This window comes from Mesorhizobium sp. M0862, assembly GCF_040319795.1.
Classification (GTDB): domain Bacteria; phylum Pseudomonadota; class Alphaproteobacteria; order Rhizobiales; family Rhizobiaceae; genus Mesorhizobium.
On sequence record NZ_JAMYOJ010000008.1, the window covers coordinates 219,175 to 245,533 of the forward strand.

The 26,359-nt window shown below is 62.7% G+C and carries 23 protein-coding genes and 1 riboswitch; of the genes, 11 read left to right on the top strand and 12 right to left on the bottom strand.

The annotated features are described in order from the left end of the window. Window positions 1–2: 2 nt before the first annotated feature. Window positions 3–1,490 carry a hypothetical protein gene (locus tag NKI15_RS15130; protein WP_023681575.1) on the bottom strand — a complete coding sequence of 496 codons (1,488 nt, stop codon included), beginning with the start codon at window positions 1,488–1,490 and terminating at the stop codon, window positions 3–5. A gap of 99 nt (window positions 1,491–1,589) precedes the next feature. Further along, window positions 1,590–2,165: a GNAT family N-acetyltransferase gene (locus NKI15_RS15135; RefSeq protein ID WP_023681576.1), complete on the bottom strand. Its 576-nt coding sequence runs from the start codon at window positions 2,163–2,165 to the stop codon at window positions 1,590–1,592. 67 nt (window positions 2,166–2,232) lie between these two features. On the opposite strand from NKI15_RS15135, the gene NKI15_RS15140 reads away from it, so the two are divergent. Continuing rightward, window positions 2,233–3,561: a DNA polymerase IV gene (locus tag NKI15_RS15140; RefSeq protein WP_023681577.1), complete on the top strand. Its 1,329-nt coding sequence runs from the start codon at window positions 2,233–2,235 to the stop codon at window positions 3,559–3,561. 6 nt (window positions 3,562–3,567) lie between these two features. On the opposite strand, the gene NKI15_RS15145 is transcribed toward NKI15_RS15140, so the two are convergent. Beyond that, the gene (locus NKI15_RS15145) at window positions 3,568–4,074 is read right to left on the bottom strand and encodes a hypothetical protein (RefSeq protein WP_023688308.1); all 507 of its coding nucleotides are present in this window, start codon (window positions 4,072–4,074) and stop codon (window positions 3,568–3,570) included. A 178-nt stretch (window positions 4,075–4,252) separates the two neighbouring features. On the opposite strand from NKI15_RS15145, the gene NKI15_RS15150 reads away from it, so the two are divergent. Beyond that, window positions 4,253–5,134, top strand: a complete 882-nt coding sequence (locus NKI15_RS15150) for a DMT family transporter (RefSeq protein WP_352514839.1) — start codon at window positions 4,253–4,255, stop codon at window positions 5,132–5,134. Between the two features lie 7 nt (window positions 5,135–5,141). Here the strand turns inward: NKI15_RS15150 and NKI15_RS15155 are convergent, their stop codons facing one another. From NKI15_RS15155 to NKI15_RS15170, 4 genes are all read right to left on the bottom strand, one after another. Further along, entirely contained in the window at window positions 5,142–5,945 is an 804-nt protein-coding gene (locus NKI15_RS15155) for a potassium channel family protein (RefSeq protein WP_023725720.1), read from the bottom strand. Window positions 5,946–6,098: 153 nt separating this feature from the next. Then, window positions 6,099–6,497 carry a nuclear transport factor 2 family protein gene (locus NKI15_RS15160; RefSeq protein ID WP_023735317.1) on the bottom strand — a complete coding sequence of 133 codons (399 nt, stop codon included), beginning with the start codon at window positions 6,495–6,497 and terminating at the stop codon, window positions 6,099–6,101. Between the two features lie 169 nt (window positions 6,498–6,666). After that, window positions 6,667–10,194, bottom strand: coding sequence for a DNA polymerase III subunit alpha (dnaE, locus tag NKI15_RS15165; RefSeq protein ID WP_023744813.1), 3,528 nt, complete (start codon window positions 10,192–10,194; stop codon window positions 6,667–6,669). Window positions 10,195–10,456: 262 nt separating this feature from the next. Next, entirely contained in the window at window positions 10,457–12,469 is a 2,013-nt protein-coding gene (locus NKI15_RS15170; protein WP_352514838.1) for an acetyl-CoA carboxylase biotin carboxylase subunit, read from the bottom strand. 238 nt (window positions 12,470–12,707) lie between these two features. Between NKI15_RS15170 and NKI15_RS15175 the strand changes: the two genes are divergently transcribed. From NKI15_RS15175 to NKI15_RS15200, 6 genes are all read left to right on the top strand, one after another. Beyond that, window positions 12,708–13,835, top strand: a complete 1,128-nt coding sequence (locus NKI15_RS15175; protein WP_023681583.1) for an S-(hydroxymethyl)glutathione dehydrogenase/class III alcohol dehydrogenase — start codon at window positions 12,708–12,710, stop codon at window positions 13,833–13,835. Window positions 13,836–13,957: 122 nt separating this feature from the next. Further along, on the top strand, window positions 13,958–14,527 hold the full coding sequence (gene gfa, locus NKI15_RS15180; RefSeq protein WP_023714246.1) for an S-(hydroxymethyl)glutathione synthase: 570 nt from the start codon (window positions 13,958–13,960) through the stop codon (window positions 14,525–14,527). 64 nt (window positions 14,528–14,591) lie between these two features. Then, window positions 14,592–15,065 (top strand): YaiI/YqxD family protein, encoded by a 474-nt coding sequence (locus NKI15_RS15185; RefSeq protein WP_023695438.1) that lies wholly within the window; start codon window positions 14,592–14,594, stop codon window positions 15,063–15,065. A gap of 21 nt (window positions 15,066–15,086) precedes the next feature. Then, on the top strand, window positions 15,087–15,779 hold the full coding sequence (locus tag NKI15_RS15190; RefSeq protein ID WP_352514837.1) for a DUF1345 domain-containing protein: 693 nt from the start codon (window positions 15,087–15,089) through the stop codon (window positions 15,777–15,779). A gap of 152 nt (window positions 15,780–15,931) precedes the next feature. Beyond that, window positions 15,932–16,792: a cytochrome b/b6 domain-containing protein gene (locus NKI15_RS15195; RefSeq protein ID WP_352514836.1), complete on the top strand. Its 861-nt coding sequence runs from the start codon at window positions 15,932–15,934 to the stop codon at window positions 16,790–16,792. Window position 16,793: 1 nt separating this feature from the next. Beyond that, window positions 16,794–17,585 carry a molybdopterin-binding protein gene (locus tag NKI15_RS15200; protein ID WP_352514835.1) on the top strand — a complete coding sequence of 264 codons (792 nt, stop codon included), beginning with the start codon at window positions 16,794–16,796 and terminating at the stop codon, window positions 17,583–17,585. A 152-nt stretch (window positions 17,586–17,737) separates the two neighbouring features. Here NKI15_RS15200 and NKI15_RS15205 read toward each other — a convergent pair whose 3' ends face one another. Further along, the gene (locus tag NKI15_RS15205; protein WP_352886283.1) at window positions 17,738–18,739 is read right to left on the bottom strand and encodes a hypothetical protein; all 1,002 of its coding nucleotides are present in this window, start codon (window positions 18,737–18,739) and stop codon (window positions 17,738–17,740) included. A gap of 198 nt (window positions 18,740–18,937) precedes the next feature. After that, window positions 18,938–19,024, top strand: a riboswitch (glycine riboswitch). Between the two features lie 149 nt (window positions 19,025–19,173). Here NKI15_RS15205 and gcvT point away from each other — a divergent pair. From gcvT to gcvP, 3 genes are read left to right on the top strand one after another with little or no spacing between them, the layout of a single operon-like run. Beyond that, complete coding sequence (gene gcvT, locus NKI15_RS15210) at window positions 19,174–20,274, top strand: glycine cleavage system aminomethyltransferase GcvT (protein WP_352886285.1); 1,101 nt, start codon at window positions 19,174–19,176, stop codon at window positions 20,272–20,274. A gap of 6 nt (window positions 20,275–20,280) precedes the next feature. Beyond that, complete coding sequence (gene gcvH / locus NKI15_RS15215; RefSeq protein ID WP_023688297.1) at window positions 20,281–20,649, top strand: glycine cleavage system protein GcvH; 369 nt, start codon at window positions 20,281–20,283, stop codon at window positions 20,647–20,649. A 17-nt stretch (window positions 20,650–20,666) separates the two neighbouring features. After that, a complete protein-coding gene (gene gcvP, locus NKI15_RS15220; protein ID WP_352886288.1) occupies window positions 20,667–23,477 on the top strand; it encodes an aminomethyl-transferring glycine dehydrogenase in 2,811 nt (936 codons plus the stop codon). 12 nt (window positions 23,478–23,489) lie between these two features. On the opposite strand, the gene NKI15_RS15225 is transcribed toward gcvP, so the two are convergent. The 4 genes from NKI15_RS15225 to NKI15_RS15240 form a co-directional block, all read right to left on the bottom strand. After that, window positions 23,490–23,978 (bottom strand): GGDEF domain-containing protein, encoded by a 489-nt coding sequence (locus NKI15_RS15225; RefSeq protein WP_352886290.1) that lies wholly within the window; start codon window positions 23,976–23,978, stop codon window positions 23,490–23,492. 8 nt (window positions 23,979–23,986) lie between these two features. Further along, complete coding sequence (locus NKI15_RS15230; RefSeq protein ID WP_352886292.1) at window positions 23,987–24,658, bottom strand: hypothetical protein; 672 nt, start codon at window positions 24,656–24,658, stop codon at window positions 23,987–23,989. 142 nt (window positions 24,659–24,800) lie between these two features. Further along, window positions 24,801–25,271 carry a hypothetical protein gene (locus tag NKI15_RS15235; protein WP_023681594.1) on the bottom strand — a complete coding sequence of 157 codons (471 nt, stop codon included), beginning with the start codon at window positions 25,269–25,271 and terminating at the stop codon, window positions 24,801–24,803. Between the two features lie 132 nt (window positions 25,272–25,403). Beyond that, window positions 25,404–26,234: a PA3715 family protein gene (locus NKI15_RS15240; RefSeq protein ID WP_031193122.1), complete on the bottom strand. Its 831-nt coding sequence runs from the start codon at window positions 26,232–26,234 to the stop codon at window positions 25,404–25,406. Between the last annotated feature and the right edge of the window lie 125 nt (window positions 26,235–26,359).

The following is a 26,359-nucleotide window of genomic DNA, read 5'->3' on the forward strand; positions in this document are numbered from 1 at the left end:
GCTCAAGGCTTCGTTGCTGTCCCAGGGATCGCATCCGGATCGGCGTTGTCTTCCCCGACCGGATCAGGCCCCTTCAGCATCGCGCCGTTGACCGTCACCGACCCATCATGCCTGGCGTTGATCACCCATTCGATACGGCCGTCCGGCAGCGTCTTGGCGAATCCCTTAATCGCAAGCGCCCCTGTGAAAGCCTGCGAGGCCTCCGGGTCAGATTTAGCCGCCGCCTGCAAGGTTTCAACGATCTTGTCGTAGCCGGTTACGTTGACGGTCACGCTCGCATCCGGCTTCTTGCCGGGGAACGTCATTTCGCCCTCCATGGCGACCTCGATGTCGCCGTTCTTCACCGTGCTGTGCCCGAGAACGAATTTTGGTATCTTGGCCAGGAAATTGGCGGAAATCTCGTCGCCGAAATCTGGCGGCAGCGGTGGATCCTTGCTGAAATCGAGGGTGTCGATGGTTTTCCTGGCCATACTGTCGAGATCGATGTTGGCGCCGCCGAAATTCAGGTCGAGATCCGTCGGCAGCAACGCAACGGTCCAACTGGGCAGCATCTGCTGCGGTATTGTCAGGCCGGAAACCTTGAATGCGTAGCTGATCTTGCCGTCCTTGCTGATGCCGTCCATGCCGACAACGGTGTTCAGCTGCGCCGCGCCGAAATTGCCGGCATATGTTTCAATGGCAAGGTTTTTGAATGCGTAGGTCCCATCGATCCGTTCCCATAGCGGCAGCGCACCGAGCAGAAGCGTTTTGAACTCTGCTTGATCGGCCTTCAGCCGGGCCTCGTCCTCATGGGCGACGGCGAACGCCAAAAGATCCAGAAGCGGCTTGGTCTGAATGGCCTTAGCGGTCACGTTCACAGCGAGCTCCGGTGCCCGGAGCGCTGCGATTGACCGGTCATCGATTTTGACCGTTTCGACGAAGTCCGCCATCGCCTGTGTGAAATTAAGATCGACGCCGCCGTTGGCCGACTTCCTGGCGTCAATTTTGGAAGAGCCCAGCCCCACGCTCAAATCGGTCAATTGACTGACTTGGCGCGACGTCATCGTCATGCCCGCAATCGAACTGGTGCCGCTGGTAAATGCCGCCAGTTCCGGGTCATAGACGCCCGTGAACTTGCCATCCTTGACAACGATTTGCCCGGTGTTCAGGCCATTTGGGCCATTTACCTCGATGGACCCAGTCGTAGAGAAATCCGAGGCGACATCCCAGCCTCCGTCGCTGCGCGGTTTGACCCGCAGCGTGACGGGCGGGAAATCGAACCGCTTCAGATCCTGCTTCGGCATCTTCGCCACAAGCGCCTTCACATCGAAGGTGATCTTGTAGGCACCCTCCTCGGCTGAGATCTTCAAAATGCCTTCATTGAGCGCCTGTTTGCCGACATAGCGAGAGAGCTCATCGGAAAGTTGCTTGGCACCTTGGGCATCGACAGCCTGGCCAAAGGCAGGAGCGCTGAGGGCGAGAAGGAAAGCAAGCGGCAAGACACGGTTCACAAAATTCTCCATTTGACCAAAAAGGAACGCTTCGTTCGTCTGCTATGACACCAACCTACAGCTTCCACAGGACATCAACAAACGCCGACGGGTAATTGACTACAACACCAGCCGCATCAGCGGCCGTCCGGCCTTGCGTTCGACAAGCCGCTCGAAGCCGGCCTTTTCAAACACACGCGACGAGCCGACGAACAGCCCGATCGAACGCGAATCGCGCGACACGTCGATCGGACACGCCTCGACCAGCCGCGCCTTGTTCTGGCGGGCAAAAGCGATGCCGCCCTCGACCAGGCGGTGGCTGACGCCCCGGCCGCGCGCGCTGGCGCGGATGAAGAAGCAGGAGATGGCCCAGACGCCGGGATCTACGGCGTCGGTTGGATCGACCGGCGCCGAGCCCCGGCCCCGATTGTTCCATTCGGGCACGTCGGCGCGTGGACCGATCTGCATCCAGCCGACCGCCTGGCCGTCCTCGAAGGCCAAAAGCCCCGGCGGCGGCCCGGCCTCGATACGCGCCTTGATATGATCCTTGTTGCGCTGCTTGTCGCTGGCCCGTCGGACCGCCGGCGCCATCCGGAAATGCGTGCACCAGCAGCCGTAACAGGCGCCCTGCTTGCCGAAAAGATCCTCGAAATCCGCCCATAGGTCAGGCGCCAGCGGCGCTATGGTGGTGCTCATGAGTTCTCTCCCGGCTAACCGCTTGTGGCGGCTTCCGTCCTGACGTACCATTGCATCTGTTCTCTTTATGTTCGCAGCGATGGCGGCCCCTGTCAACAATCCCGAGCACGGTTTTTGCCGCGACTGCCTGACCTTTCAGCGCAGCGATACCAGGCGCTGTGAGCGTTGCGGCAGCCCTCGACTCACCCGCCATCCCGAGCTCTACCAGCTGCATCTGGCGCATATCGATTGCGACGCCTTCTATGCGGCGATCGAAAAGCGCGACAATCCGGCGCTGAAGGACAAGCCGCTGATCATCGGCGGCGGCAAGCGCGGCGTCGTTTCCACCGCCTGCTACATCGCCCGCATCCAGGGGGTGCGCTCGGCAATGCCGATGTTCAAGGCGCTCGAAGCCTGTCCGGAAGCGGTCGTCATCCCGCCCAATATGGAGAAATACGTCCGCGTCGGCCGCGATGTCCGCGCCTTGATGCAGGCGCTCACGCCGCTGGTCGAACCGCTCTCCATCGATGAGGCGTTTCTCGACCTTGCCGGCACCGAGCGCCTGCACGGCATGCCGCCGGCGGTGGTGCTGGCGCGCTTTGCGCAGACCGTCGAAAAGGAAATCGGCATCACCGTTTCGGCCGGCCTTTCCTACTGCAAGTTCCTGGCCAAGGTTGCCTCCGATTTCCGCAAGCCGCGCGGCTTTTCGGTGATCGGCGAAGCCGAGGCGCTGGGTTTCCTGGCCGAACAGCCAGTGACGTTGATCTGGGGCGTCGGCAAGGCTTTTGCCGCAACGCTCGAACGCGACGGCATCCGCAGCATCGCCCAGTTGCAGCGCATGGAGCGCGCCGATCTTATGCGCCGCTATGGCGTGATGGGCACCCGGCTCTACCATCTCTCGCGCGGCCAGGACGACCGCCGTGTCGATCCCGACCAGGATGCGAAAAGTGTGTCGGCCGAAACCACTTTCGACACCGACATAGCTGAAATGGGCGAACTGGTTCCAGTGCTGAGGGGATTGTCGGAAAAGGTCTCGGCGCGGCTGAAGAAGTCAGGCATTGCCGGGCGCACCGTGGTGCTGAAGCTGAAGACGCAGGATTTCAAGCTGCGTACCCGCAACCGCCAGCTCGGCGACCCGACCCGGCTGGCCGACCGCATTTTCCAGACCGGGCTCGAGCTGTTGCGCAAGGAGGCGGACGGGACAAAGTACCGGCTGCTCGGCATCGGTGTCAGCGATCTCTCGGATGACGAGAAGGCCGATCCGCCCGATCTCGTCGACGTCGGCTCGCGCAAGCGCGCCATGGCCGAAAGCGCCATCGATACGCTGCGCGACAAGTTCGGCAAGAAGGCGGTGGAAACCGGCTACACCTTCGGTAAAGGCCGCAACGCCAACCCGCCGGAGCCGATCGAGGAGTGAGACGGCTTAGATACGCTTGAGATCGATGCGGCTCGTCACCACGTTCTTGCCGGTTTTCGGATCGACGTCGGTAACGGTCAACCGCATTCCGTCGCCGCTGGTTTTCTCCACCGTCAACCGCGCCTTGCGATCGCCATTGACCTCCGCCGCCCAGCGAATGCCGAGACTGATCGCGTTCCCGGAACGGCTGCCGGCGAGCTGTGCCGGCCCGGTGCGCGACCCGACATAGACGCCAGTATACTTCGCCCCGCGGGCCTTCAGATTGGCGCTGATGGCGCGCGTCACCACGACAAGACCACGGCAATTGCCGTCAAGCGACAATGAACTCGAGGTCGCGTCGGAATTGAAGGTGCAGGACACATTCACCGTCGGTGCGTCGGTGGTGACCTTGACTGTCCCCTTGCCGGAGAAATTCCCTTGCAAGGAGCTGAGAAAATTCGCCTCGTCGGCATCGGCCGTGGCGCTTGCAGTTAGCAGGCAGCCGGCTAGCAGAAACCGCGCGAATGATTTCATCGGAATCTCTCCCCCGTTGATGTTGAAGAAACGATGCGTCCAGCAATTGGCCAATACCGGGAACCAACGCCTGCCGTTGCGTCAGGTTCCACTTCCAGCATGGCTGCAACGGGTCTGGCCCAGTCGAATGCGTCGCCTAACGGTTGCGATAGAAGTCCCGGCTTGCGACATAGCGCCTATGGCACCTTCCCCATCGATCCCCAAAGCCGCGTTCTGGATGGCGCTGTCGATCGCCTCGTTTCTGGCGATGTCAGTCGCCGGCCGCGCAACCACCGCCGAGCTCAACGTCTTCCAGGTGCTGGAACTGCGCTCGGTGATCGGCTTCTTCATCCTGTTGCCGCTGGTGATGATGAGCGGCGGATTCGCTGCAATGCGCACGCAGCGCCCGTTGGCCCATATCGCTCGCAATGTCATCCACTATACGGGCCAGGCCGCATGGCTCTATGCGCTGACGCTGATCCCGCTTGCGGTGCTCATATCGATCGAATTCACCACGCCGATCTGGACCGCGATCCTGGCGGTGACCTTTCTTGGCGAAAGGCTCTCCCGCCCAAAAATTGCGGCGGTCGTGCTTGGCCTGATCGGCGTGGTGGTCATCGTTCGCCCCGGCGTCGGCTCCATGGATCCGGGTCACCTCGTCGTTCTCGGCGCGGCCGTGTGCTTTGGCGTATCGGTGGTGTTGGTCAAGTCGCTGACCCGCACGGACAGCGTCGTGCGCATCATCTTCTGGATGCTGATCATCCAGTCGGTGGTCGGCCTGATCCCGGCGCTTTACGAATGGCGCAACCCACCGCTCGAACTCTGGCCATGGATCCTGCTGATTGCCTTCACCGGCATGTCGTCGCATTTCTGCATGGCGCGCGCCCTCACCTATGCCGACGCTACGGTGATTTCACCGATGGATTTCCTGCGCGTGCCGCTGTCGGCGCTGATCGGCTGGCTGCTCTACAGCGAACAGATCGACATCTTTACAGCCGGCGGCGCCCTGCTGATCCTGATGGGCAACCTGCTCAACCTGCAGCGCAAGGCCCCGCAGCCGGCCGAGGTCGCGGCCTCGTAGCGGTCGGTCAATTCCCCTCATCTGGTATGTTGAGAAGATGCCCGCAGGCCTTGCAGTGCACGGCGTCCGGCTCGTGCCGTTGCAGTCCGCACTGCGGACAGGGAAAGAACACTTTGGCGGGTCGAAAAATCGCCGTCGCCAGTCTGACGAACAGCGAGATGCCGATGATCATGGTGGCGATCGCGGTCAGCTTGCCGGCGATCCCCGGCAGCACGATGTCGCCGAAACCGGTCGTCGTCACCGTGGCAACGGTGAAATACAGCGCATCAATGTAGTTTTCGAGGCCGGCGCCGGTGCGGAAGAAGAAGGTGTAGACGAAGCCGGTGATGACGAACAGGAACGTCAACAGGTTGATGACCGCGTGGCTCGCCTCGCGCCAGGGCCTTAAGCCACGCATTTCGAAATGCCGCCACAGCGACCCGCTGCGCGACAGCGACCATAGCCGCAGGATGCGCAGGAACGCCAGATTTGCCAACGCCGTCGGCATCAGCAGCGTCAAAAGGATGAAGACATCGACCCAGGATGTCGGCTGTTTCATCAGCCGCAGCATGTCGTTGGAGGCTAACAGCCGGGCAATCAGGTCGGCGGCGACCAGCGCCGCGACGGTATAGTCGAGCCACAGGAATGACGGCTTGTCCTGGAGCACCGGCGTGGCAACGAAGAAGGCGATGATGGCGAGGTCGATGATGACCGCCACCAGTTGAAACCGGAACGCCGCCGGCGTGCGTCCGTGATAGAGCTTGCGCAGCCTGTCACGCAGCCGCGCCATCGCTGAGCTTTGCTGCAATCCGTCCTTCTCGGCTGCTTTCATCACCAAGTGCGTAACGGTCCCAGCCGGGGTCGTCTAGAGCATGATACCAAAAAGTGGGTGCCGGTTTGCGGAAAAGATCATGCTCCAACAAAGGGTTAGATCATGATGAGATTTCAACCAAATCTCATCATCATCTAGTGGCCCCGGTAATCGTCAGCCCTCCACCACCTTGCCGTCCGGCCCGACGAGGCGCCAGGCCGAGGCGGTGTCGTAGACGAACCGCTCCTCCGCAATCCGGTCACCACGCCAGCGCTGCAGGGCCACCTCTTCCAGCCGGCGCACGGTGCCGGCCTTGTCGACACGGTCGAAGGTCCAGCGGATGGCGACATTGTCGCCATCGACCAGGAATGTCTGGACAGGATGGGTGTGCATCTTCTCGATCCGGTCGAGTGCTGCCTGTTCATGCGCCATCAGTGTTTCCTTGCCCCGCCGCGGGACGCCAAGATTTTCCTGCATGGTGGCATCGTCATGGTAGAAGTCGGCGATCGCCTTGACATGGCTGCCTTCGACCACCGCCTTGAGGAAGGCTTCGACGCGTTCGCGGCTGGGCATGATTGTGCGTTCCTGTGACGTTTCTGCTCTACGCATGTGGTTCAAAGGAAGGTCAGTTCAACCACGCCCCGCACGCTGGCCCTATCGGCTGCAATGTCAGGCCCAGAGCATCTTTAGGCCGTCATGCACTGGCCGACGTCGATGCGACTGCCGTGTATATCAGCGCAGCCTAGACGAGCTCGACTTCCACCACACCCGGCACCGCGCGCATCGCAGACGCGATCTGCGGCGAGATGCGGTAGCGATTGGGCAATTCGATCTCGATCTCACCTTGCCCGGCTTCCTTGATCAGCACGAAGCTGACCTGGCCCTCGCCCTTTACCGCCAGTTGGCCGGCCAGCATGCCGATCGGAGCCGCATCGCGCACGAAGATGCGCAGCGCCTTCTGGATACGGCTGGCCTCATCCTCCAGCGACTGCACCGTCTGGATGCGCAGATTGACCCCTTCGGGCCTATCCTCGGCCGAAACGGTGATCACCACCGAACGTCCGGGCTCGAGCAGATCGCGATACTGCGCCAACCCTTCCGAAAACAGCACGGCTTCATATTGGCCAGATGTGTCGGAAAAGGCGATGACGCCCATCTTATTGCCGGTTCGGGTCTTGCGCTCCTGCTTGGTGGTGACGGTGCCGGCGAGCCGGCCCGCGGCGGCACCGCGTTTGACCGCAGCCGAGAACTCGCCCCAGTTTTGCACGCGCATCTTCTGCAGGGCCGCCTTGTACTCGTCGAGCGGATGCGCCGAGAGATAGAAGCCGACGACCTGGAATTCACGGTGCAGCCGGTCGGCGGCAAGCCAAGGATCGGTCTGCGGCAAATTGAGCGCCTGCTGCTGCGCGCCGAGCGACGCGCCGAAAATGTCGTGCTGGCCCGAAATGGCATTCTGCTGCGCCAGCGAAGCCAGCCCCATCATCCGTTCGACGCCGGCCATCATCTGGGCGCGGTCGTGGCCGAAGCAGTCGAGCGCGCCGGCCATGATCAGGCTTTCGAAGACGCGCTTGCCGACGATCTTGGGATCGACCCTTTCACAGAAATCGGCGAGATTCTTGAACGGCTTTTCGCCGCGCATGGCGACGATGTGCTCGACCGCAGCGTCGCCGACGCCCTTGAGGGCCGCCAGCGAATAGTAAATGCGGTTCTCGCCGACCTCGAAATTGCGGAAGCTGGTCATCACTGACGGCGCCACCACCTCGATGCCGAGACGCAGCGCATCCTGGCGGAAATCGGCGAGTTTGTCGGTATTGCCCATGTCGAGCGTCATCGACGCCGCCAGGAACTCGACGGGGTAATGCGCCTTGAGATAGGCGGTCTGGTAGGACACGACGGCGTAGGCGGCCGCGTGCGATTTGTTGAAGCCGTAGTCGGCGAACTTGGCCAGAAGGTCGAAGATGAAGTCGGCCTGCGGCTTGCCGACGCCGCGTTCGACCGCACCGGTGACGAAACGCTCGCGCTGCTTGTCCATTTCGGCGCGGATCTTCTTGCCCATCGCGCGACGCAGCAGATCGGCTTCGCCGAGCGAATAGCCCGACAGTTCCTGCGCGATCTGCATCACCTGTTCCTGGTAGACGATGACGCCTTGCGTCTCCTTCACCAGATGGTCGATTTTGGGATGGATCGAGGCCATCTCCTCCTCGCCATGTTTTCTGGCATTGTAGGTCGGGATGTTCTCCATCGGGCCGGGACGGTAGAGCGCCACCAGCGCGATGATGTCCTCGATGCAGTCGGGCCGCATGCCGATCAGCGCCTTGCGCATGCCGGCACTTTCCACCTGGAACACACCGACCACTTCGCCGCGCGACAGCATGGCGTAGGTTTCAGGATCGTCGAGCGGGATCGTCGCCAGATCGATCTCGATGCCGCGCCGGCGGATCAGCTTCACCGCCGTCTCCAGCACCGTCAGCGTCTTCAGGCCGAGGAAGTCGAATTTTACCAGCCCGGCCTGCTCGACATATTTCATGTTGAACTGGGTGACCGGCATGTCGGAGCGCGGATCGCGGTACATCGGCACCAGTTCCGACAAGGGCCGGTCGCCGATGACGATGCCGGCGGCGTGCGTCGAAGCGTGGCGGTAGAGCCCTTCCAGCTTTTGCGCCATATCGAGCAGCGTCTGCACGATTGGCTCCTTCTCCGCCTCCTCGGCAAAGCGCGGCTCGTTGGCGATGGCATCCGCCAGCTTGACCGGATTGGCGGGGTTCTGCGGCACCATTTTGGAGAGCTTGTCGACTTGGCCGTAAGGCATTTGCAGCACGCGGCCGACGTCGCGCAGCACCGCGCGCGCCTGCAGCGTACCGAAGGTGATGATCTGCCCAACCTGGTCGCGGCCATATTTCTGCTGGACGTAGCGGATGACCTCTTCGCGCCGGTCCTGGCAGAAGTCGATGTCGAAGTCGGGCATCGACACGCGGTCGGGGTTGAGGAAGCGCTCGAACAGCAGCGAGAAGCGCAGCGGATCGATGTCGGTGATGGTCGTGGAATAAGCGACCAGCGATCCGGCGCCCGAACCACGGCCCGGCCCGACCGGAATGCCTTGCGCCTTGGCCCATTTGATGAAGTCGGCGACGATCAGGAAATAGCCGGGAAACTTCATCTTCTCGATGATGGAGAGTTCGAAATCGAGCCGCTCGCGGTATTGTTCGACCGTGTAGCCGGAAGTGGGCCCATGCGCAGCCAGCCGCGCCTCCAGCCCCTCATGCGCCTGCCGGCGTAGCTCATCGGCCTCCGCTTTCAGCGCCACCTCATTGTCGGCGACATCGCCGCCGGTAAAGCGTGGCAGGATCGGATTGCGGGTCTTGGGATAATAGGAACAGCGCAGCGCGATCTCGACGGTGTTGTCGATCGCTTCCGGCAGGTCGGCGAACAGCCGCGCCATATCCGCCTGGCTGCGCAGGAAATTGTCCGAAGTCAGCCGGCGACGGTTGTCGGCGGCAACCACCGAACCCTCGGCAATGGCGATCAGAGCATCATGCGCGTCATAGTCGTCGCGGGCGGCGAAGAACGCCTCATTCGTGGCGACCAGCGGCAGATCATGGATATAGGCAAGGTCGACCGATGATTTCTCGATAGCGCGGTCATAACCGGAAACACGGTCCAGCTCGACATAGAGCCGGTCGCCGAACAGCGCCTTGAGTGCCAGAAGCCGCGTCTCGGCAAGATCTCGGCGATCCTCCTTCAGCGCCCGGCCGATCGGGCCGCGCGGCCCGCCGCTGAGGCAGATCAGGCCATCGCAATGGCCTTCCAGCATTGCTGACGTCAGATGCACGGGCTCGCCCGGCGGCGTCTCCAGATAGACCTGGCTGACCAGCCTGACGAGGTTGCTATAGCCAACCTCGGTGGCGGCGAGCAGCACCACGGCGTGCATCTCCGGACCATGGCGGCGGCGGTCGCGCTGCGCGTCGCTGGTCTCGCCGGAAAAGGCGAGATCGATCTGGCAACCGATAATCGGCTGGATGCCTTCCTTCACCGCCTTCTGGGCAAATTCCAGCGCGCCGAACAGATTGTTTGTGTCGGTGACTGCGATTGCCGGGCACTCGTCCTTGACGGCATGACCGACAACGGCGGCGACCTGCAAGGCGCCCTCGAGCAGCGAATACGCCGAATGCACGCGCAGATGGATGAACGGCCGCGCCGGCGCCTCCGGGCGCGCAGCAGCGAGCGCTGCTTCGCGCCTCAGGGGATCGCGTGGAAGTTTGTCATCCGCCATGATGTTTCAAATTGCTCGAAGGGCTTTGAGTCGATGGAGATGTATTGTCCCGGACCGGGCGATGCCAGTCCAGCACAAATGACCACCGACCACAGGCTTCCGTACCCAGCCGCACGGCTCAGAGATTGTTTCTGAAATTCGCTCTGGCGAGTCATATGATGGTGGTTTCGAGAACCGGAGCGCAGCGGCCATTGGTCCGTGAGCACGGGAAGCGCAGAAACCGCCTTCAGATGGCCGCCGGAGTAGAATTTCCAAACAATCTCTAGGCGAACTCCATGATCACCGCATCCACAGCCAGGCTGTCACCCGGCTTGGCGTTGAGCTTCGACACGACAAGATCGCGGTCGGCGCGCAGCACGTTTTCCATCTTCATCGCCTCGACCACGGCCAGCGTCTCGCCGGCCTTGACCTCCTGCCCCTCGGCAACCGCGATCGACACGACCAGGCCCGGCATCGGGCAAAGCAGCATCTTGGACGTGTCCGGCGCCACCTTCTCCGGCATCAGCCTTTCCAGTTCAGCCGTGCGCGGCAGCATGGCGCGTGCCCTCACCGACATGCCTTTCCAGGCAATGCGCAGGCCGTTCGGCGCCGGCCTGATCTGCGCCGTGACCTTGCGGGCACCGACAGTGCCGCGCCAGATGAGGTCGCCCGGCCGCCAGTCGGACGCCACCGTCAGCGCTTTGCCGCCATCGACCGACAGATCGATTTCCATCGGAATGGAGATCATGCCCTCGATGATCGAAGCCTGGAGATAGTCGTCGCCGAGCTTCACCACCCAATCGCGCTTGAGTGCGCCCGAATGCGGCGCCAGCCGCCCGCCCAGCCGGTCGAGCCGGTCGCGGCGCAGAAGCTCGACCGCGGTGGCGATCGCCGCCAGCACTGCCTTTTCATCGCCATTGGGCACGATCGGCGCGAAGCCGTCAGGATATTCCTCGGCGATGAAGCCCGTCGATATCCGCCCCTCGCGCCAGCGCGGATGCTGCATCAGCGCCGCCAGGAATGGAATGTTGTGCTCGATGCCGTCGACGACGAAACTGTCCAGCGCTTCCGACATGGCGTCGATTGCCGCCAGCCGTGTCGGCGCCCATGTGCAGAGTTTTGCCACCATCGGGTCATAGAACATCGAAATCTCGGAACCTTCGGTGACGCCGGTGTCGTTGCGGATGACGATGTCGCCGAACGTGCCCTCCTCTGGCGGCCGGTAGCGCGTCAAACGGCCGATCGAGGGCAGGAAATTGCGATAGGGATCCTCGGCATAGAGCCGGCTTTCCACCGCCCAGCCGTTCAGCTTGACGTCGCTCTGCTCGATCGCCAGCTTCTCGCCGGCGGCGACACGGATCATCTGCTCGACTAGGTCGATGCCGGTAACAAGCTCCGTCACCGGATGCTCGACCTGCAATCGTGTATTCATTTCAAGGAAATAGAAGTTCTTTTCAGCATCGACGATGAACTCGACGGTGCCGGCGCTCTGGTAGTCGACCGCCTTGGCCAGCGCCACGGCCTGCTCGCCCATGGCCTTGCGCGTCCTGGCATCGAGGAATGGCGACGGCGCCTCTTCCGCAACCTTCTGGTTCCGGCGCTGGATCGAGCATTCGCGCTCGCCGAGATAGAGGGCGGTGCCATGCGCGTCGGCCAGCACCTGGATTTCGATATGACGCGGATCGACGACGAACTTTTCGATGAAGACTCGGTCGTCGCCGAACGAGCTTTTCGCCTCCGAGCGCGCCCGGTCGAAGCCGTCGCGCACTTCCGACTGGCTCCAGGCAATGCGCATGCCTTTACCGCCGCCGCCGGCCGAGGCCTTGATCATCACGGGATAACCGATCTCGCCGGCGATCTTTTCGGCATGGTCGGCATTTTCGATGACACCAAGCCAGCCGGGAACCGTCGACACCTCAGCGGCCTTGGCGAACTTCTTCGATTCGATCTTGTCGCCCATCGCCTTGATAGCCTTGGGTTTCGGACCGATGAAGACAATGCCCTCAGCCTCAAGCGCTTCGCAGAAGGCGGCCCGCTCCGACAGAAAACCGTAGCCGGGATGCACGGCCTGCGCGCCCGTCTCCTTGCAGGCAGCGATGATCTTTTCAGGCAGAAGATAGCTTTGCGCGGCAGGCGATGGCCCGATATGCACGGCTTCGTCGGCCATTTCGACATGCACGGCGTCGCGATCGGCGTCGGAATAGACCGCTACGGTGGCAATCCCCATCCTGCGCGCCGTCTTGATGACGCGGCAAGCAATCTCGCCGCGATTGGCGATCAGGATTTTCGTGAACATCGAAGGCGTTTCCTCGGGTCTTTCGTCTTTCTTATGGGCTTCGGCAGCCGGGCTCAAGCATTGCCGGCAGCGCACCCATCAAGACACTCCCTCCCCGCCAGGCCCGTGCCGAGAGGCGAAGGTTGGGCTCGCCGACGACTGGGCCAAGATTTGCGCCATATTTGGTCGCCAAATCGGGTTGAAACAGTATAAAAACCCTGAAAGCCTGAAGACCAATCGCCTTGGGAGGAATTGCCTGATGAAAACCCGCGCCGCTGTCGCTGTCGCCGCCGGAAAGCCGTTGGAAATCATGGAGGTCGACCTCGACGGACCGCGCGAAGGCGAGGTGCTGGTCGAGATCAAGGCGACCGGCATTTGCCACACCGACGAGTTCACTTTGTCGGGCGCCGATCCCGAAGGCCTGTTTCCGGCAATCCTCGGCCATGAAGGCGCTGGCGTTGTCGTCGATGTCGGCAAGGGCGTCACCTCGGTCAAGAAGGGCGACCACGTCATCCCGCTCTACACGCCGGAATGCCGGCAGTGCCCATCCTGCCTGTCGCGCAAGACCAATTTGTGCACCGCCATCCGCGCCACGCAGGGCCAAGGCTTGATGCCCGATGGCTCCTCGCGCTTCTCGATCGGCAAGGACAAGATCTTCCACTATATGGGCTGCTCGACCTTCTCCAATTTCACCGTTTTGCCCGAGATCGCCGTCGCCAAGGTCAACCCGGACGCGCCCTTCGACAAGATCTGCTACATCGGCTGCGGCGTCACCACCGGCATCGGCGCGGTCATCAACACCGCGAAGGTCGAGCAAGGCGCGACTGCTGTCGTCTTTGGTCTCGGTGGCATCGGCCTCAACGTCATCCAGGGCCTGAAGCTCGCCGGCGCCGACATGATCATCGGTGTCGACCTCAACAACGACAAGAAGGCATGGGGCGAGCGCTTCGGCATGACGCATTTCGTCAACCCGAAGGAGATCGACGGCGACATCGTTCCTCACCTCGTCAACTTGACCAAGCGCGGCGCCGACCAGATCGGCGGCGCCGACTACACATTCGACTGCACCGGCAACACCAAGGTGATGCGCCAGGCGCTGGAAGCCTCGCATCGCGGCTGGGGCAAGTCGGTCGTCATCGGCGTGGCCGGCGCCGGCCAGGAGATTTCGACCCGGCCGTTCCAGCTGGTCACCGGCCGCACCTGGATGGGCACCGCCTTCGGCGGCGCTCGCGGCCGCACCGACGTGCCGAAAATCGTCGACTGGTACATGGACGGCAAGATCCAGATCGACCCGATGATCACCCATTTGCTGAAGCTGGAGGACATTAACAAGGGTTTTGATCTCATGCATGAGGGCAAGTCGATCAGGAGCGTCGTCGTTTACTAAATGCGATCAGCAAAAGTGGCGCCCGGTTTTGCGTCCGATCGCACACCAAACGGAGGAAGAACAAGCCGCCGACCGAAGGGCCAGCGACTGAAGTTGCACAGGTTCAACAAGGGAGGAAGACAATGCCTGAGAAACTGCATCCGAAAATCGACAATGGCCTGCCGAAGGAAAGCGCAAGCTTTGCCGGCGGCACGCTGGTCTGCGCCTGCACCAGCAAGCCGGTGAAGGTGACGGTCAAGGGCCAGATCGCCCACAACCACGCCTGCGGCTGCACCAAATGCTGGAAACCGGACGGCGCGGTGTTCTCGGTCGTGGCGGTCGCCGGCACGGGCGACGTCACCGTCACCGAGAATGCCGACAAGCTGAAGGTGGTCGATCCGGCAGCGTTGATCCAGCGCCATGCCTGCACCGGTTGCGGCGTCCACATGCACGGACCGGTCGAGCGCGACCATCCGTTCAAGGGTCTGTCCTTCATCCATCCCGAGCGCTTCCAGGAAGACGGCTGGTCACCGCCGGGCTTCACCGCTTTCGTTTCGTCGATCATCGAATCCGGTGTCGACCCCAAGCGCATGGACGGCATCCGCGGCCAGTTGAAGTCGATGGGCCTCGAGCCCTATGACTGTCTCAATCCCGGCCTGATGGATTACATAGCCACCTGGACGGCGAAGAAGTCGGGCGCGCTGCCGGCCTGACGGTACGAGATTTCTGGCATGGGGCCGGGTAACATGCCGGCCCCATGTCCGTTTTGGAGAGATAATGCCCGCACCCGCCATCTACGTCGACGCCGACGCCTGCCCGGTGAAAGCCGAGGTCGAGAAGGTCGCCGAGCGCCATGGCGTGGTCGTCACCTACGTCTCCAATGGCGGGCTGCGTCCGTCGCGCGATCCGATGATTCGCAACGTCGTCGTCTCTAAAAGCGCCGATGCCGCTGACGATTGGATCGTCGAGAACGCAAAACCCAACGACATCGTGATCACCGCCGACATCCCGCTTGCCGCTCGCACCGTGGCGCTCGGCGCGCATGTGCTTGGGCCAACCGGCCGGCCGTTCACGCCGGAGACCATCGGCATGGCGGTTGCAATGCGCGATTTGAAGCAGCATCTGCGCGAAACCGGCGAGAGCAAGGGCTACAATGCCAGCTTTGCGCCACAGGATCGCTCGCGTTTCCTGGGTGAGCTCGACCGTATCTTGCGGCGGGCTCTGAAATCCGTCACACCCGACCAGACGTGAAGCATCATCCGAGGTCGGGCTATGGCCGACACATCGCCGAATAACCCCTTGCAGCGGCACAAGCAGTTCTTTGTGTCGCTAGCCGTCGGTCTGGTCGTATTTGCCGCGGTATTGCCTTTGATTGGATCGCTCCCCGTCTCCACGCGGCTTGCCTATTCGATCTCGATTGCCGCCGATTCTTTCTTCGTCGTCTTCATCGCGCTCGTCATCGCCAAGATGCCGCTGCTGTCCGGCCGCTATCTCAGCAAGAACGCGCGCGAACTGGACCTCCCAGTGCTGGGCATCTTTGCCATCACGCTCGGCATCGTCGCCATGGCCATCGTCCTGCTGTTCCTTCTGATCAATCACAAGGATCGCGACCCCATCGAACTCGGCTTCGCCATGCTGTCGATCCCGCTTGGCTGGTTCACCATCCATGCCATGGCCGCCCTCCACTATGCGCATGTCTACTGGATGGACGGCGACGCGATCGATACCGAAACCAAGAAGAAGATACCGGTCGGCGGCCTCGATTTTCCCGGCAGCAAACGGCCGGACGGTTGGGACTTTCTCTATTTCGCGACGGTGATCGGCATGACCGCGCAGACCGCCGACACCGCGATCACGACCTCGCATATGCGCCGCGTGGTGCTTGTCCATTCGATCCTGTCGTTCTTCTTCAACGCCGTCATCGTCGCCGCCGTCGTCAATCTCGCGGTGAGCCTCGGCAATTGAGTATCCGTGCCCGCGATAAACCCGTGCCCGTAATAAAAACGTGATCGCATGAAACATCGGTTTCGATAGCGACGTATTGGGAGGACAAGGACGAGCGTGGCCATCCCAGGATCGCGCAGCCGGAAGGCGAGGAAAAGATGGAAACCATTGCCATGAGTCAGCCCGGCGCAGGCGCCAATGCCGCCTCACCGAAGGATACGACGCTGATCTACCGGCAATCGCGCTGGACCCGCCTGACGCACTGGCTGTGGGCGATCTCGCTGTTCTTCATGCTTTTGTCCGGCCTGCAGATCTTCAATGCCCGGCCGCAGCTCTACGTCGGCAAACAGTCCGGCTTCGAATACAACAACACCGTCTTTGCCATCGGCGCCGAAAACACCGCCACCGGCCCGCGCGGCTATACCGAAATCTTCGGCCATCGCTTCGACACCACAGGCGTGCTCGGCTGGTCGGGCCCGGCCGGGCAGCAGACGTCGCGTGCCTTCCCGTCCTGGGCGACCATCCCGTCCTACTACGATCTCGGCACCGCCCGCATCGTCCACTTCTTTTTCGCGTGGATACTGACCACCACACTGGTCGTCTGGCTCGTCGCCAGCGTCATAAACGGCCACCTGCGCCACGACCTGACGCCGCGCCTGGACGATCTCAAGCGGCTGCCCCGGGACATTGTCGACCACGCCAAGCTGAGGTTCCACCACACGCGCCAATACAACACTCTGCAGAAAATGGCGTATGGCGGCGTGCTGTTTGCGCTGTTGCCATTGATGATCATCACCGGCCTTGCCATGTCGCCGAGCATGAACTCGGTGCTGCCCTGGCTCAACGAACTGCTCGGCGGAAGGCAGACGGCGCGCACCATCCATTTCACGGTGATGGTGCTGCTGGTCGGCTTTTTCATCGTCCATATGATGATGATCCTCGCCGCCGGCCCGATCAACGAACTGCGCTCGATCATCACCGGCTGGTACCGCTCCGATCCGCCAAGGCATGGCGACACCGAGAGGAGTGCGTGAGATGGCCAAATTCCAGATCAGCCGCCGAAAGTTCCTAACGGGCGCCGGCCTCGGCGTTTCCGGCATCATGTTGTCGGGCTGCGATGCCTTCGACAGCCAGCTCGGCATGGGTGATGGCCTGCGCAGTTTCCTCGAAAACGCCAATGGCCTGACCTACCGCGCGCAACGCTGGCTTGCCGGCCGCGATGCTCTGGCGCCGGAATTCACCGAGGCCGACATCCGCCAGCCGCAGCGGCCGAACGGCGTCACCGCGCCCGAGGATGACACCTACAAGGGCCTGCTCGCCAACAATTTCGCCGACTGGCGGCTGGAGGTAACGGGCCTGGTCGAAAAGCCGCTGTCGCTCAGCCGCGAGCAGTTGGAGAACATGCCGAGCCGCACCCAGATCACCCGCCACGACTGTGTCGAAGGCTGGAGTTGCATCGCCAAATGGACCGGCACCCCGCTGTCGCTGGTGCTCGACCAGGCTGTGGTCAAGCCGCAGGCCCGCTATGTCATGTTCTACTGCCTCGACACGATCGATCGCAGCCTCTCCGGGGAAATCAAATATTATGGCACCATCGACCTGATCGATGCTCGCCACCCGCAGACGATCCTGGCCTACGGCCTCAACGGCAAGCCGCTGCCGGTCGAGAACGGCGCGCCGCTGCGCGTGCGCGTCGAACGACAGCTCGGCTACAAGATGCCGAAGTATCTCTACAAGATCGAGCTCGTCGACAGTTTTGCCAATACCGGCGGCGGCCGCGGCGGCTATTGGGAAGACAATGGCTATGACTGGTATGGCGGGATTTGATAGGCCTCGCATTCTGACCGAGCACGATCTGACTCCGACCGAACCGAGCTTGCCTGAGGAAGCCGGTTTCGAGCGAGTGGCCGAACTTGGCGATTGGCCTGAAGACACTCCAATATCGTCCTCTGCAAAACGGTCGCAGAAAACGGCGCGGCTTAAGCAACCTTGTCGAGCAGCGGCTTGAGCGCCGGATGTATCTCGGGCGAGGCGAGTTTGATCAGCGTCAGCAGCGCGCGTTCATTGTCACGCAGCGGGCGGTCGGTGCCGATGCGATCGGCCAGCCATTTCGCCTCGCTGGCGTCGATCGTCTCGGCGCGGCGCGCGAGTGCCTCGGCGGCACGGTTCTTCGACTCCCATTCGGCCTCGATATCGCCGGGCGAACGATAGGCTTCCATGATGCCGGCCAGTCCGCCCGACACCATGCGGCTGAAGAAGCCACCACCTTCGGGCTCGGCCTGGTCCAAGAAACTGTCACGACGCAGCGCCACATCGCGCGTCGGCGCTTCGTAGCCGGCCGAACACATGACGAAATTGGCGAGCGCGTTGACGAACAGGTCGTTCCAGGACGGGTCGTTGTGGGCCGCTGCGGTCTGCTCGTTGATCTGGAACAGCACCTCGGCCTCAACCCGTGTGATGGCAATGTTACCGTCCCCGCCATAGGCATGGAGAATGCGGCGCAACAGATCGACCTCGGCCTTGGCGACCAGTCCGGGAACCAGCGCGCCGCCGAGCATCAGTGGTCCCTTGCCGTCGAGCACCGCGTTGGCGACCTGCTCGAGCGCATAGGCGGAGAGCCGGCCGGGGGATGATTTCGCCCTTTCCAGCACATGCACCAGCAGCTCCAGTTCGGTCACACTGTCGACCATTCCGTCGCGCGAGATGGTCTGTATCAGCCAACCGGCATTGTCTTCAGAGATATAGCCTGCCGGCTTTTCCTGGTGGACGATGTAGTCGGTAACGGCCTCGACGAAGAACTCAGGCCATTGCGGGCATTTGTCCGTCGCTGTCGCATCGAGCGCGAACAGCGCTTCAGCCTCGCCGCGCGTCACCACGCCGTCGGCGAACACTTCGCGACGCAGCATGACGACATCTTCCGCCGTGATGCGGTCCTTCGAGGCCAGCCCCGCCACCGGCGCGCTGCCGATCCGTTCGCCCATCTGTCAATCCCCATCCGCCGTGCCCAACGCAATTGCCGGCCAAACTATCAGCCCAGAATATCGGCATTGTCTTGAAAAACCGGCAAACGGCGTGGTTAGCGAGGACTGTAAAGACGACGCGCTTTACGGTCTCTGGCAGGTGACAAGGTGTCGCCGACAAGCTATGGATGGCGCGTCGAGGGCTCAAGTTTTGAGTCCTACCTGTTTGCGGGAGAGAGCAGCGCGAGCTGCCGCCGAAGGGGAAATCGCCCGAAATCTCTCAGGCAAAAGAACCGTAGACGGGAAAGACACTCTGGAAAGTCGGGGCTTGCCCCCGCGCCGAAGGTGTAAGCGTCGCCGACAGAGTTCCGGTTGCGCGAGTCTCTCAGGCTTCAGACAGAGGGGCACGGACTGGTCGCCAGCAGCGGCCGATTGCGTGCGACTCTGGAGATGACATGACGGGCGACGACACCAAACACCTTCCTCTCGAAGATCTGCACACCGCCGCCGGCGCACGCTTTGGCGCCTTTGCGGGCTGGTCGATGCCGCTGACCTATCCGGCCGGCGTGATGAAGGAGCACCTTCACACCCGCGAACATGCCGGCCTGTTCGACATTTCGCATATGAAGCTGTTCGCTGTCAGCGAACCGGGCGCTGCGGCACTGCTCAACCGCGCCAGTCCGCTCGATGCCGGCGCGCTTGAGATTTCACAGTCCAAATATACTTTCTTCCTCAACGAGGCCGCCGGGATCATCGACGATCTGATCGTCACCCGGCTCGGCGCCGAGCGCTTCATGGTGGTCGCCAATGCCGGGAATGCGGTCGAGGACGAGAAGCATTTGCGTGCGCTGGCCGGGGACTTCGACGTCAAAGTCGATGCGCTCGACCGCGTCTTCCTGGCGATCCAGGGGCCGGAAGCCTGGGCTGCCTTGTCCCGCGCCGGCATCGAGACCGGCTCACTCTTGTTCATGCATGGCATCGAGCCGAAGCAAAACTGGTTCATGAGCCGCTCCGGCTACACCGGCGAGGACGGCTTCGAGATCGGCCTGCCGGAGGCGGATGCGCGCGCTCTGGTCACGAAACTGCTCGAGGACGAGCGTGTGTTGTGGATCGGTCTTGCTGCCCGCGACTCGCTGCGGTTGGAGGCCGGCCTGTGCCTGCACGGCCAGGACATCACGCCGGAGATCGATCCGGCCAGTGCCGGTCTGATGTGGGCGATCCCCAAAGATCTCCGCGCCAGCGGATCCTTCATCGGCGCTGACGCGTTGCGCTCGATCCTGGAGAGAGGACCGTCGCAAAAGCGCGTCGGCCTGAAGCCGGACGGCCGCCAGCCGGTGCGCGCCGGCGCTGCCCTGTTCCACGCCGACGGCAATCCGGCCGGCCTCGTCACTTCAGGCGGCTTCGGCCCGTCGGCCGGCCATCCCGTCGCCATGGGCTATGTGTCAACGGCCTTGGCCAACCCGGGCACGAAACTGTTCGCCGACGTTCGCGGGACGAAAATCCCGGTCGATATCAGTTCCGTGCCCTTCACTCCTCATCGCTACCGCAAAGGATAAATCCCGATGGCAAAGACCTATTTCACACAAGACCACGAATGGCTGAGCGTCGAGGGAGGCATCGCCACCGTCGGGATAACCGACTATGCGCAGGAACAGCTTGGCGATCTCGTCTTCGTCGAGCTGCCTCAAATCGGCACGAAGCTCAGCAAGGGCGATACCGCCGTGGTCGTCGAATCCGTCAAGGCGGCCTCCGATGTTTATGCGCCGGTTGATGGCGAGATCACCGACGCCAACGGCGCGCTGTCCTCGGACCCGTCGCTGGTCAACTCCGCTGCGACCGGCGACGGCTGGCTGTGGAAGATGAAGCTCGCCGACGAAGGCCAACTCGCAGGCCTCATGGATGAGGCCGCCTACAAAGCCCATATCGGTTGATATCAGGACCTATTGCCATGAGCGCAGCACTTACCCCCTTCTCGGCCCGCCACATCGGTCCTGATGTAAACGATGTCAGAGCCATGCTTGCCGTGATCGGCGTTCCCTCTGTCGAGACGCTGATCAGCCAGGCTGTGCCGCAGTCGATCCGCCTCGATCTGCCGCTGACCCTTCCCGCGCCGGCGAGCGAAGCCGAAGCGCTGGCCGAATTGTCGGCGATCATGGCAAAAAACACGGTGCTGAAGAGCTTCATCGGCGCCGGCTATCACGGCGTCCACGTGCCGCCGGTCATCCAGCGCAACCTGTTCGAGAACCCGGCCTGGTACACCGCCTATACGCCCTACCAGGCCGAGATCAGCCAGGGCCGCCTGGAAATGCTGTTCAACTTCCAGACCCTGGTCACCGAATTGACCGGCCTGCCGGTGGCTTCGGCTTCCCTGCTCGACGAAGCGACGGCGGTGGCCGAAGCGGTCGGCATCGCGCTGCGCCATCATCGCGACAAGCGCACCAAGGTAGCGCTGGCCGGCACGCCGCATCCGCAGACGCTGGACGTCGTGCGCACCCGCGCCGAGCCGCTCGGCATCGAGATCGATGGCGAGACCATCGACGACAACACCGCCGCCCTGCTGGTCTCCTGGCCGGACACGTTTGGCGTCTATGGCGACCACAAGGCGGCGATCGAGAAGGCTCGCGCCACCGGCGCCGTGGTCGTCTTCATCGCCGATCCGCTTGCGCTCACGCTGACCGAAGCGCCGGCCAGGCTTGGCGCCGACATCGCCGTCGGCCCGATGCAGCGCTTTGGCGTGCCGATGGGCTTTGGCGGCCCGCACGCCGCCTATTGCGCCGTCTCCGACAAGCTGACCCGGCTGATGCCCGGCCGCCTCGTCGGCCAGTCGATCGACAGCAAGGGCCGTCCCGGCTATCGCCTCGCCCTGCAGACGCGCGAACAGCATATCCGCCGCGACAAGGCGACCTCCAACATCTGCACCGCGCAGGCGCTGCTTGCCAACATGGCGACCGCATACGCGATCTGGCACGGGCCTACTGGTTTGCAGGCGATCGCAGCCCGAATTCATGAGCTCGCCAACGGCCTCGCAGCAGGCCTGAAAACCGCTGGTGTTTCCGTGCTCGGCTCAAGCCGTTTCGACACGGTGACGGCCGAAGTGAAGGGCAAGGCAGATTCGATCGCCGCTGCCGCTGAAAAAGGTGGCCGGCTGCTGCGCGTCATCGATGCCGACCGCATCAGCATCGCCTTCGACGAAACCTCGACCGAGGCGGATCTCGAGGCTATCGCCGCCCTGTTCGGCGCCAAGTCCGGCGCTACTGAGGCCGGCGCGATGCCCGGCAAGCCGCGCGGCAAGGAGTTTCTGACCCAGCCGGTTTTCCGCGAAAACCACTCCGAGACCGACATGATGCGCCTGCTGCGCAGGCTAGCCGACAAGGATTTGGCGCTCGACCGCACCATGATCCCGTTGGGCTCCTGCACCATGAAGCTCAACGCGGCGGCCGAAATGACGCCGGTCAGCTGGCCTGAAGTCGCCAACCTGCATCCCTTTGCGCCGGCCAGCCATTCGGCCGGCTATCGCGCCATGGTCGGCGAGCTGGAAGGCTGGCTGGCGCAGATCACCGGCTTCGACGCCGTCAGCCTGCAGCCCAATGCCGGCAGCCAAGGCGAATATGCCGGCCTGCTCGCCATCCGCGCCTATCACCGTTCGCGTGGCGAAGGCCATCGCACCATCTGCCTGATCCCCCAGTCCGCGCATGGCACCAATCCCGCGAGTGCGGCGATGGCCGGCATGAGCGTCGTCGTCGTGCGCTGTCTGGAGGACGGCAATATCGACATGGACGATATGCGAGCCAAGGCCAACGAGCATTCCAAGAATCTCGCAGCTCTGATGTTCACCTATCCCTCGACGCACGGCGTCTACGAGGAAGGCGCGCGCCACCTGTGCGCTCTCATCCACGAGCATGGCGGCCAGGTCTATTTCGACGGCGCCAACCTTAACGCGCTGGTCGCGCTGGCGCGGCCCGCCGATATCGGCGCCGATGTCTGCCACATGAACCTGCACAAGACCTTCTGCATCCCGCATGGCGGCGGCGGTCCGGGCGTCGGTCCGATCGGCGTCAGGGCGCATCTGAAACCCCATCTGCCGGGTCATGTCACCGAAGGTTCGGCGCATGCCGTGTCGGCCGCACCGTTCGGCAGCGCTTCCATCCTGCCGATCACCTGGATGTACATCCGCATGATGGGCGCCGCCGGCCTGAAGCAGGCGACGGAGACGGCGATCATCTCGGCCAATTATGTGGCGACGCGGCTCGCGCCGCACTTCCCGCTTCTCTACAAGGGCAGGCACGATCGCATCGCGCATGAATGCATCCTCGACACGCGCGTGCTCAAGGAGAGCGCCGGCATCAGCGTCGACGATATCGCCAAGCGGCTGATCGACTACGGTTTTCACGCGCCGACCATGTCGTTCCCTGTCGCCGGCACGCTGATGGTCGAGCCGACCGAATCCGAGCCCAAGCGCGAACTCGACCGGTTCTGCGAGGCGATGATCGCTATCGCCGGCGAGGCAGCGAAAGTGGCGAAGGGCGAATGGCCGCTCGAGGACAACCCGCTGGTCAATGCCCCGCACACGGCGGCCGAAACCCTTGCCGGCCAGTGGACTCACCCCTATTCGCGGCTGGAAGCGGCCTACCCCGCCGGCGATGTCGACAAAGCGGCCAAATACTGGCCGCCGGTCTCGCGCATCGACAATGTCGCCGGCGACCGCAACCTCGTCTGCTCCTGCCCGCCGCTGTCGGAATATCTCGGCGCCGCCGAATGACACTCTGGCCTGTCAGGCTGAACGCAAGGCCGGCCCATCGGCCTTGCTTACCCGGTTCAGCACAAGCACGCGGTTCCGCCCCGCGTGCTTGGCCGCGTAAAGCGCTTTGTCGGCCTCGGCCAGGACGTCCTCGAGGCTGCTGCCGTCTTCCTTGCCAAAGCCGATGCCGCCGCTGACGCTGCTGCGCAACGGCCCGCGCGGCGTCGGCACCACTTCCGTGCCGAAAGCGACGCCGATCTTGCTGGCGAGGTCATGGGCCTTGTCTTGCGGCATCCGCGACATGACCAGCGCGAACTCCTCGCCGCCCAGCCGAAAGGCGTCGACGCCAACCCGATCATATTTCTTGATGATTGCCGCGAAGCGGCACAGGACCCGGTCGCCGACCGGATGGCCGTAGACATCGTTGGTCCGTTTGAAATGATCGAGGTCGAACATGGCGATCGACATGAACGGACCGAAGACGCGCTCGCCATAGAGCGAGTTCAAGGCACGCCGGTTCATCAGCCCGGTCAACGGTCGGTCAGAGTCTCGGCCTTCAGTTCGATCTGTGCCTGAAGATGATGCAGCGACAGCGTCAGCGCGCCGAGAGCCGTCATGCAGGCGACCGCCACGACCGAATTCAACCGCTCGGCCCAATTGTCGGGTGCGACGCCGAGCACCCACTGGCCCTTAACCAGAAGCACGGCGCCGCAGAGCCCGAAGGATACGCCGCAGACGCCGCTTAGCGCCGAAACGACCAGCAGAATGCCGCGATCCTGACCGCCCTTGATCCAGAACATCACCCCGATCGAGGCGAGCAGCACTGTTACCGTCGTATAGGTGAGGATGAAGCCGACACCATCGAAACCGAGATAGGTCACGCCGGCGCAGACAGCCATCGCAAGCAGGGCCGGCAGGACAGCGCGACTGTAGTTGCGCACACCGAGATATTGCATGGCCGAAAGTGAAAGCGCCAGGAAACCGAGGCTGAGCAGCGCCAACGCTGCCTGACAAAGCAACGGAGTGGGCTCCCTCGTGTAGCGCCAGAAGACGATGACGTGGGCGACAAGGACGAGAATGCCGCACGCCACGGTCAGCACGAAGCGTGCACGCGGCGCCGTGAACCAGATCACAAACATGGTGACGCTCAGGCATGTGCCCGACAGCGCAGCCGCAAGCAATAGCGAACTGAAATCCAGCATGGATGAGCGGCAACCTTTGGGATCTTCGATTTGTGGCGCATCATAGGCATGCAACCGGCCGGAGATACCGTTTTCGGCCGGTTTTCAAAGCAACCTACCGACAGGGTTTACAAAGCGTCGACTGCCGTCCCCGCGAAGAGTCTCAGCCCTTGTTGAGCAGCGCTAGATTGGCGTTGATCACGCTCGGGTCGGCCATTCCGGCCCTTGCTTCCATGAGCAGCGCCCTCGCCTTCTTCTTGTTGCCGCGCAGCAGCTGCGAATAGCCCATATTGTTGACAATCTGCGGCTTGCGCCCGGCAACCTTCAAAAGCTGGTCGTAGGCGCGGTCGGCGAAGTCGAAGCGGCCGAGTTCGTCATAGGAGGCGGCAAGCCCCATCCATCCCTCGGCACTGTCGGCCTTCAGTTCCACGGCCTTGCGGAAATGCTGTTCGGCAAGGCCGTAATTGGCCTCGCGGAACTGCGCCTTGCCTTGCGCAAGGTCGGAGGTGCTGACGTCTTTTGCCACCGGTTGGATCGACGTGGTCTTGGTCTTATCGACGTTCTCAGTCGTACAGCCGCTGACCATCAAGACGGCCGCTAGCGCGGCCATTGCCGTGAAAATTCTGTGACGCATGCCCCTGGCCCCAATCGCCCGATTTACCGGGTCGTTCTTCAGGAGGCAGACTACAACAGGGCAATTAAACTTCAGTGCTGAAACGCCCCTAAAATTTGGTTTCGGGCACACCAGCCATTAACCAGCCGAGGGCTAGTCCGGCTCCATCGACTTGAGCCCCGCCGGAAACTGATAGCGGCTGCCGTCATAGCGCAGCCGGTAGGTTCGTTTCATGGACCTTCCGGGATGGGACTGGCACTCGCCATTCTTGTCGACAGACGGATTGTCGGTGTCCAACCGCTCGAACACTGTGATGTCGTGATAGCCGTGATGTCTCGCCGGGCTCATCGCCAGGCTGACCCGGCTGGATTGAAAGGATCCTGCGCAATTGGTGTCGCCTTCGCCGCCAAAGCCGGCCACGATGATGCCGTCGAGCACCAGGCGCAGATCACCGCCGTCAAGGGCATAGAGCCGCAGGTCGGTTTCGCTGAAGGGATTGGGCCGCGAATGGCTCGCCATTTGGATGCGCAGGCCAAAGCCGGTGACACCGGGCGCCAGGCCATAGCGGCCGGTATCGAATTCGACCTTGTTGATGGCGATGGCATCATCGGTCATCAGCCCGGGCTGGAGCAGGCGCTGGCGCACCTGCCGGGTCTTCCTGTCGACGACCAGAAGGTCGACATCGCCGACATGCCCGTCGTCGCTGGATTGGCTGCTGTCGATGAGCGGCACCGCGACCAGCAACAGATCGTCATGGGCAGGCCATATCTTGCAGACGAGGCCAAACGGCGTATCCGGGAGCGTCACGGCGATGCTGGTATGGGGTTCGAGCGTGAACGAGGCGCCGTCTGCGCTCTTTTGGGCCCTGGGATAGGCCTGTTGCACCAGGGCGGCAGCATCGCCGCAATCGTCGGCCGCGGCCGAGGCCGGCGACAGACTGGTGGCGGCCAGGCCGAGGAAAGCGGTGCACAAGACTATTCGCATGGACGGCTCACTCATTTTGCTTTGCGGATTTTGCCGAAGGAGAGCGACCGAACCGGCCGGGTTTCGACATCCAGATGAAGCGTAGTTGGAGTGAGTAACCGCAAGAAGCCGCCGGGCAATCCCCT